General features: G+C 49.7%; 6 protein-coding genes and 2 pseudogenes. All 8 read right to left on the bottom strand.

The features are described from left to right. A partial coding sequence (locus ABGT54_RS05080; protein ID WP_346663108.1) for an ABC-2 family transporter protein occupies positions 1-745 on the bottom strand: 745 nt, incomplete at its 3' end. Positions 746-750: 5 nt separating this feature from the next. Beyond that, entirely contained in the window at positions 751-1026 is a 276-nt protein-coding gene (locus tag ABGT54_RS05075; RefSeq protein ID WP_346663107.1) for an ABC-2 family transporter protein, read from the bottom strand. A 58-nt stretch (positions 1027-1084) separates the two neighbouring features. Then, positions 1085-1411, bottom strand: a pseudogene (locus ABGT54_RS05070) (ABC-2 family transporter protein); the annotation flags it as partial. Between the two features lie 245 nt (positions 1412-1656). Continuing rightward, positions 1657-2486, bottom strand: a pseudogene (locus ABGT54_RS05065) (carbohydrate ABC transporter permease). 15 nt (positions 2487-2501) lie between these two features. Then, positions 2502-3419, bottom strand: a complete 918-nt coding sequence (locus ABGT54_RS05060; RefSeq protein ID WP_346663106.1) for a sugar ABC transporter permease — start codon at positions 3417-3419, stop codon at positions 2502-2504. A 49-nt stretch (positions 3420-3468) separates the two neighbouring features. Continuing rightward, a complete protein-coding gene (locus tag ABGT54_RS05055) occupies positions 3469-4758 on the bottom strand; it encodes a sugar ABC transporter substrate-binding protein (protein ID WP_346663105.1) in 1290 nt (429 codons plus the stop codon). A 108-nt stretch (positions 4759-4866) separates the two neighbouring features. Next, positions 4867-6177, bottom strand: coding sequence for a Gfo/Idh/MocA family oxidoreductase (locus ABGT54_RS05050; protein ID WP_346663104.1), 1311 nt, complete (start codon positions 6175-6177; stop codon positions 4867-4869). A gap of 297 nt (positions 6178-6474) precedes the next feature. Further along, on the bottom strand, positions 6475-8361 hold the full coding sequence (locus ABGT54_RS05045; RefSeq protein ID WP_346663103.1) for a DUF5696 domain-containing protein: 1887 nt from the start codon (positions 8359-8361) through the stop codon (positions 6475-6477). Positions 8362-8388 lie beyond the last annotated feature (27 nt).

Here is an 8388-nt window from a genome sequence, read left to right as displayed (position 1 = left end):
CACTAGATCGCGTGTTGAACACTCCCACTGCCGGAAGCATCAGTTCCACCGGCAGAGTCGTCTTCCCGAGCAGGGCCATGGCCGGATAGTAAGCCACGAACCCCAGCGGCAGCAGAAAGGTAAAAAGCCCCTGGATCGCCGCCGGAAAGACGTTCAAAGGATATTTCACAAACTCCCGGCAGGTCTGCACCAGCACTGCAATATCCTCCCCCTGGACGATCCAGAAATTCAGGAAATTAAAGATAGCATAAATGCCGGAATTTACCATAGTTCCAAAGATTATATATTCCACCAGGATCAGCGCCTCATACAGACCCACCTGGAGATGCAGCTGCAGGGCCGCCCACACAAAGATCCCCACATAAATGATCAGGGATAAAACCGCCTGAAAATGGGTGACCTGTCCCAGCACCTGCAAAAACACCGGCGCCGGACGGGTCAGAAATACATCCAGCTCTCCGCGCCGCATCATGTGATCCATGCCCCACACATTGTCAAAAAATGCCTGGCCAATAGCCTCGATCACTGCACACATGGAAAACAAAATGCAGACTTCGTAAACATTCCAGTTTCCCATGCCGCCTGTCACTCCTACGATCGCCAGGATTCCCACAAACCCGGAAGCCTCCCGCACCAACATGGAGATCAGCAGGATCACCGTATCCGCCGGATACTGAGTCATCGTAAGAAATCCGACCCGCAGGTAGGCCCGCCACAGCTGCAGGCAATAACTCACTCTCTTCATCTTCGTTATCCTCCCTGCACCACGACTTTTTTAATCGCTTTCTGGTAAAAGGCCATTACCAGCACGCCCAGCAGTACGCACCATACCACCTGCAGGCCGATAAAGGACACCGCCTCCTGGATGGAATATTTTCCAAGATAGGTGTAGACCGGCACGGTCACCATCCCCGCAAAGGGCAGGTAGTCCAGGACTCTCGCCACACTCTCCGGAAAAAGGAAGAGAGGCACCACGCCGCCCGACAGGATGGATAAAAGGGCGCTCTTGGTAAATGCAAGGGCCATAGGTATTCAGGGTGAAGAAGGACACTATTCCCACCGCCACCTCGATCCAGAAGAGAATCCCGATGGATACCAGCACGCTGACAAAAAACAGCAGAAATTCCACTACTCCCGCCGGTCCGCAGCCGCCCAAGAGCAGCGTTCCCAGGATCCCGATGGGGATGCCCTTAAACAACAGGAAGAAGAAAAATTCTCCCAGCCGTTTCCCGAACAGATTAAACGCCAGATGGATCGGACGCAGAAGCTCCACCACAATATTTCCCTTATAGACCCATTCCGCGAACTCTTTGTTGATTCCGCCCGAAAACTGGGAGGAAAGCGTCCGGGAAAGAACCACATAAGTGGTCATCTGCACCGCGGTAAATCCATGCAGCTCCTCTCTGGACATAAACACATATTTCCAGAGGAAGTAGTAGATCAAAATTGACACCGCCGTACCGAATATATTAAACCAGAATGCCTTAATATAGGCGAATTTCGTCTGAAACGCCACGCGGATCAGACAGTAAAGTTTCTCCATTGCCTTACCCCCCTTCAAGTTGTCATTTCATAGTCATAGCAAGGCAGAGACCCGTTATAAAAACAGCCCCAGAGATTTGATCCTCTGGGGCCATACCTTCATATTGGTTTATTTTAACCTTTAATACCGGATTGTGCAACACCTTCGATAAACTGTTTCTGGAAGATGAAGAACAGTACGATCAGCGGCAGCACCGCCATAACGGCGCCGGCCATCTGCATCGGATACTGGGTTCGTGTACTGTCCGCGCAGTGTGGAAAGTGCAGGACCAAGTGTCATCTTGTCTGTAGAAGTGTTGACGATCAGTGGCCACATAAAGTCATTCCATGCGAACTTCGCAGTGAAGATCACCAGGGCCACGATACCCGGTTTTACCAGCGGCAGCATGATCCGTCCAAAGATCTGATAGCGGCTGCATCCGTCCAGAACCGCCGCCTCTTCCAGTTCTTTTGGAAGCGACATAAAGAACTGGCGCAGCAGGAAGGTTCCGAATGCACTGAACAGGTTTGGAAGGAACAGCGCCGGGATGGTATCAAGGAGTCCCAGCTTCTGCACAATGGTATACTGGGGGATCAGGAAGATCTGTCCAGGAACCATCAGTACAGAAAGAACTAATACGAAAATAATGCTTTTTAAATGGAAAGTCAATTCTTGCAAACGCATATGCTGCCATAGAACAGAACAGCACCTGTCCTACCGTTGTAATAACGGTGGAAATGATCGTATTCATATATACGGTCGCAAACGGCAGAGCTCCTAAGATCTCTGTATAAGCTTCCGTTACAAAGTGCTCCGGCAGGATTGTCGGCGGAATGTGAAGCGCTTCCCCGTTGGTCTTAAAGGAAGTAAGCACCATCCATACAAAGGGGAATACTACAATGACAATCCCCGCAAGAAGGAGCAGATGCACGATCAAATGATACATATTCGCTTTTCCTCTCATGCTTTCTCTCCTCCTTTAGTCGTAATTTACCCATTTCTTCTGGCCGATCAACTGGATTACCGTCACGATCATAATGACAATGAAGATAAACAGGGAGATCGCTGCCGCGTACCCCTTATATCCATAGTCGAATGCCTGGCGGTAGAACAGCATAACTACGGTCTGGGTGTCGTCGTATGCCGGATTTGTCTTACCGATCATCATGTAAATGGTATCAAATACCTGGAATCCGCTGATGATGGACGTGATCAACACGAAGAAGATCGTAGGCGTCAGCATCGGGATCGTAATCTTGAAGAACTGCTGGATCGGACCTGCTCCGTCCAGAGAAGCTGCTTCATAATAAGTTGGTGAAATTCCCTGCATACCGGCAAGAAGGATGATCATGTTATAACCTACAGTCATCCAGAGTCCTACCAGCATGATACAGTAAAGAGCCGTGCTGGGGGAGGTCAGCCACGCATGGCCGGATCCGCCTGCCGCTTTGATGGCGGTATTTAAGATACCCATCTGCTCATTGTACATCCACTTCCATACCATGGCTACGGCTGCAGACATGGTTACGGACGGCAGGAAATACAGGGTACGGTAAATAGATTTTCCCCGGATCTTTGCGTTCATCAGCGCCGCGATAAAGATGGACAAAAACAGTCCCACAGGCACGGTAACGATAACGTATTTCAGGGAGTTTCCAAATGCCTTCCACACTTCTTTGTCCGAGAACAGCTTAATATAATTCTCCAGTCCTACGAAGGTAGACATATTAAATTTGTTTACATCATTAAAACTAAACCAGATATTCTGGAAAAACGGCCAAATGTAAAATATCAGAAGGCCTAAGGTGACCGGCGCGATAAAAATATATGCCGCAAGCCAGTCTTTTTTCTGCCAGGAGGACGCCTTTTTCTTTGGCGCCCTCGCTGCTGACTGCACTTTTCTGAGCCATTCTCTCACCTACTTTATTCTATCAAAGACCTCTCTTCTACTCTGCAAGCAGTGCGTCAGCCTCTTCCTTCAGACCTGCACAAGCGTCTGCCAGAGACATTTCTCCTGTATAAGCTTTGGTAAGCCATGTAGCTTCCAGATCATAAATCTCTGCAGTCTTAATGCCGCCCATCGGAAGCGGATAAGCAACGTCTGCATGGTTGGTGTATGCTGCCAGGTTGTACTCCGGTTTTGCCTCTGCAAACAGGTGCTGAGACTCTGTTCTTGCGGAGATAACTACACCAGACTCACCCTGGATATCCTGAGCGTCTTTGCTTCCAAGCCAGATTGCGAAGTCGATGGCTGCGTCTTTGTTCTTGGAGCCTTCGTATACAGCGTATCCAAGACCATTGATACAGTTGTCTTCAATGTCATTGTAGGTCGGGATTTCTACACAGTCGATCTTGTCTGCGACTGCTTCGTTATTTGCATATTCCGGAACCATGTAGGATCCTGCGAATGTCATCGCTACCTGCTCGCCCTGGAACATAGCGTCAGAACCGGTCTCTGCAACCGTTGCAGCTGCCGGAGCATATCCCTGGTCGATCAGATCGATCCAGCACTGGATACCTTCCTGGGTCTTTGCATCATCATATCCGGTCTCTGTTCCATCTTCGTTGATGATCCAGCCGCCGTTTGCATATACGGTCTGATAGTACCAGGTCTGGAAGTCTACCGGGCAAACGAACGGATATACGCCTTCCGGAAGTTTGTCTTTCAGCTCTGCACAAAGAGCTACGAAATCATCATAGGTCATGTCGTCGGTCGGATAAGCTACGCCTGCAGCGTCAAACATTTCCTTGTTGTACCACAGAGCGTTGGTATCAAAGTCCTTCGGAACTGCGTAGTTTACATCCTCACGCACATAGTTCTGTACCAGTGTCTCAGAGTAAGCGTCATTAATGTCAGATTCTGCGATGGCGTCTGTTAAGTCTGCCAGGATGCCGCCGTCAACATAAGAATCCAGGTGAAGCACGTTGATCCAGAATACGTCCGGAGCTGTGCCGCCGCCTGCTGCAGCCTCCAGTTTGGTCCAGTACTCGCCGCCGCTGTAAGGTGTCAGCTCGATATTGATCGTTACATCCGGATTCTCCTCTTCATAAGCTGCCACTACATCCTCGATGGCCGGTCTCTGGTTCTCATCCCAGATACCAAGAGAAAGCTCTACTTTTCCGCTTCCGCCTTCGCTTCCTCCTTCATCACTTCCGCCGCCGCATCCGGCAAGCAGGCCTACGCACATGGTTGCTACGAAACCAAGTGAAGCCAGTTTTGTTAATCTTTTCTTCATAATACCCTCTCCCTTCTTATTATTTTTTTCTTTGGTATTACTTATAAAAATGGAAACCCATTTTTTTCAGTTACAAGTCCGGCCTTTTTCTCCGGCCGGCTGCCAGGCTTATGCCTGGCGATATGTGTCAAGGCTGATCACCTTGCCGCCGCCCCTTCTGGATTCTTCTGCCGCCAGCGCACAGTAGTGGCTCTCCACAGAGTGCTCCAGGGAAGTAATGGAACTGCTCTCCTTGATATTGCCAAGCAAAATGTCTGCAAATTCCTCTACCATTACAATGTCGCCGCCGCCATGTCCTGTAAAATCATCGGACAGGGACATCACATCCACACTCTTCTCCGGAAAATCCGGGGCAAATCCTTTGATCTCAATGGAACTCTTTGCCGGTTCATTGGCGTCCATATTGACGATCAGCTCACCCTTTGTCCCATAGAATCTGGCATATCTTGCAATGTCCGGGCTGAATCCGCTCATGGTAAAGCTCATGGTAGATCCGTCCGTCATATTTAAATTGACTACCTGATGGTCCACAACGTTGTTGTCACAATGGTAAACACATCTGCCAAACCGTCCGGTTTCAATCGCCTTTCGGATATTTTCCTCTGTAACTTCCTGGGTCAGCACATCCAGCGGCCATGCCCGGTGTCCGGTGCGGTAGCCCATCAGCTGATTATCAAGATAGATCGCTTCCGCATCAAACGGACAAACGCCCTGATACTTGCAGCCGTCGGTACATCTTTCCTTACAGCCTTCCGGCGCATTTTCCTTTTTAAATAAGTAAGTGCTTCCATAGGAGGACAGGGATTCACATTTCTTTCCTGCCAGCCACAGGTAAAGATCCATGTCATGACAGCATTTCTGCAGGATCATGGGGCTTGTGGTATCGGAATTGTTCCAGTTGCCACGCACAAAACTGTGAGCCATATGGAACCAGCCCACCTGCTCCGACGCCATGATAGAAACCACATCGCCGATGGTCCCGGCGTCCAGAAGTTCCTTCACCTTCCGGTAGATCGGGGTGTAGCGAAGCACATGACAGACCACAACCTTGCGGTCACATTCCTTTGCTACCTTCACGATCTGCCTGCACTCGTCAAGATCCGGGGATACCGGCTTCTCCAGCAGCAGATGATAGCCTTTGCGAAGCGCCGGGATGGCGTGTCCCACATGCTGCCGGTCCTGGGTGGCGATCACCATGGCGTCCGCCAGCTTCTCCTGCTCCAGCATCTTTTCTACACTATCAAAACACCGCTCCTCCGGGATATGGTACAGCTCCTTTGCGATAGCTACCTTCTCAGGATCAATATCTGCTACGGCTGTGATCTCCATCTTCTCCGGGTGGGCGGCGATGGCTTTTGCATATACATCCTTACCGCGGCTTCCAAGACCCGCGATCGCAAATGTAATCTTCTTTTCCACTTTATTCTCACCTCCTTACAAACACACATTGTCAAAAATGCCTGTTTTTATCTCTTTCCGATATTTATAATTATAAAGATTTTCCAAATCAAAAGCTTTTCTTATCATCCTGTTTACTTGTCATATCGTCCAGTATTTATGCCATTTGCATAAGATTAAAAATGATCATTGATGTTTTTTATGCAAAATGCAATTTGGGACGTAGACCTTTTGCAAAGGTCTACGTCCCAAATTGCATTTTGCCCTGTACCTAATTGAAAAACAGGGTGTACCCAACCGGGGGTACACCCTGTTTTCCTATTCGCTGATCTCGTATGTCTGCTTCTCAAAGTCCACGGTTACGGTGGTTCCGTTGGAGAAGGTGGTGCGCTGGTGTTTCCAGTTGCCGTCCAGGATCTCGTGTTTTACCATCTCGCACTTGCCGACTTTTTCGTGCAGTGTGCTGACTACCTTGCTGCGGCGGATGTCTTCTTCCAGCTTCAGGCTGATGCCGTCGTCAAACGCGCCGTCTGTGTTCGGATATGCCGCGTCGCGGATGAGGTAAGGCGCGCCGCCGTTCAGAAGGGCGTACAGCATGTAGTCTTCTTCTTCACTGACTTTTTCCATCATCCACGGCTGGATCACGCAATCGTGGTAAACCAGGTTGTAAAGCGGTACCGGAATGGCTTCTTTTGCGGAGCCTGGTTTTTTCATCATGAAGTCGTAAGGCGCATAGTGACAGAATACCAGACTTGGCACTGCCCAGTCGCTGACTTCTTCGGAGCTTGTGAGGATTCCTTTGGATAACAGATACTCAAAGCATTTGCAGCGGTAATCGTAGCAGTCTTTTCTGGTCATGCGGTGCATGGGGTTGTCGCATTCGTCGCCTTCGTTGCAGGTGAATACGTCCAGATACGCGCAGTCCAGTTTGATGCCGTTTTCTTCGATCTTCTGGAAGTTGCGTTTTACATAGTAGGGCGCCTGTGTTCCGCACAGGAATGTCTGCGGGCCGCCTGCCCATCTCTGGTGCCCGGGGATCGTACCGTCCGCCAGCATGCAGGCAAAGTTTTCATCATAAGTGGCAGCCGCCAGATAGTAATCCCTGTACTGATCGTGAATGCCGAAGAGGTATCCGCATTCATGCATGGTGTCTGCCAGGGATTTCATGCCTTCCCATCCGCCGGCCGCCTCGCAGGCAGGTGTGTAATCCGGATGCTGGTTGTCGTATCCCGGCTCTGCCCATCCGTCCAGGTGCATGTAGAGTTTCTCTACTCCCTCTGCATGCAGCTCACGGATCTCTTTTTCTCTCTGGGCAAATGTGGTCAGATGGTTGTTTTTATCCGGATTCTCCGCGTCGAAGAAATCGGAATTTGGCTGAACCACGGTCTTAATGCCCTTGTGTACAAAAGCGCAGCCGATCAGGTCGTTGACGGAAGCATTGCGGGCCGCCTTTTCTTCCAGAGTCCGCAGGTTTCCCTGTTCATTGACGTAGGCTCTGTAAATCTTACACAGATCGTTGTAATCACAGTCCGAAACAAAGGTGTATCTTAAGACTCTGCGGTAGTCCATCTTTCCAAGACTTGGCTCATACCACACGCCCACATGGGTGTACGGGCCTCCTGCCGGATGCTCTGCATGGTATCCTGCATTCCAGGGAGTCAGGCTGATGGCGATGTAGCCGGCCCGGTCCTTCACCTGTCCGAACCAGGGCATGTATCCGCCCGCCGTTCCGAAGAATCCGTCAAACACTACCGGAGACAGCTCTGTCTCCCAGGTGTTGGGCACCAACATTCCCTGCTGATGGGTCAGAAGAGTATACCAGCTGTCCTTCTTTTCCTCAAAGCTCATCTCACCGGGCCAGAACAGCTTTTTAATATGAAGACCTTCTTCTTTCATCGGGATCCACTCAAAATATACATTTCCGGTGGAAGCTTCTGCCCATACGAAGGTCCGGAAGCTGTAGTCATATACAACGCCGTCCTTCTCAAATCCTTCGTAGCTGCTCAGGATTCCGGTTCCAAGACCGGTCTGATATTCTTTATGAGAAATATTTCTGGCCTGATTAAAAAGAATCTCTCCTTCTTCACAAACCATATGCGGGACATAATTGGATTGCCATGTCCACAAAATACTTTCTTTTTCAATCGTGAACCGCAATGTTTCTTCATCAAACAGAATGGTTACATCATTTTGCGCTACTTTCATATTCTCTTTTCCCCATTTCCTAATTTT

It is taken from the genome of uncultured Merdimonas sp. (assembly GCF_963929015.1).
GTDB lineage: Bacteria > Bacillota > Clostridia > Lachnospirales > Lachnospiraceae > Merdimonas.
This window is presented reverse-complemented; position numbering and strand designations above follow the sequence as displayed.

Coding starts and splice junctions, on each gene's coding strand:
- ABGT54_RS05075 (WP_346663107.1), bottom strand. CDS start 1,026: ATGGCCCTTGCATTTACCAAGAGCGCCCTTTTATCCATCCTGTCGGGC.
- ABGT54_RS05055 (WP_346663105.1), bottom strand. CDS start 4,758: ATGAAGAAAAGATTAACAAAACTGGCTTCACTTGGTTTCGTAGCAACC.
- ABGT54_RS05045 (WP_346663103.1), bottom strand. CDS start 8,361: ATGAAAGTAGCGCAAAATGATGTAACCATTCTGTTTGATGAAGAAACA.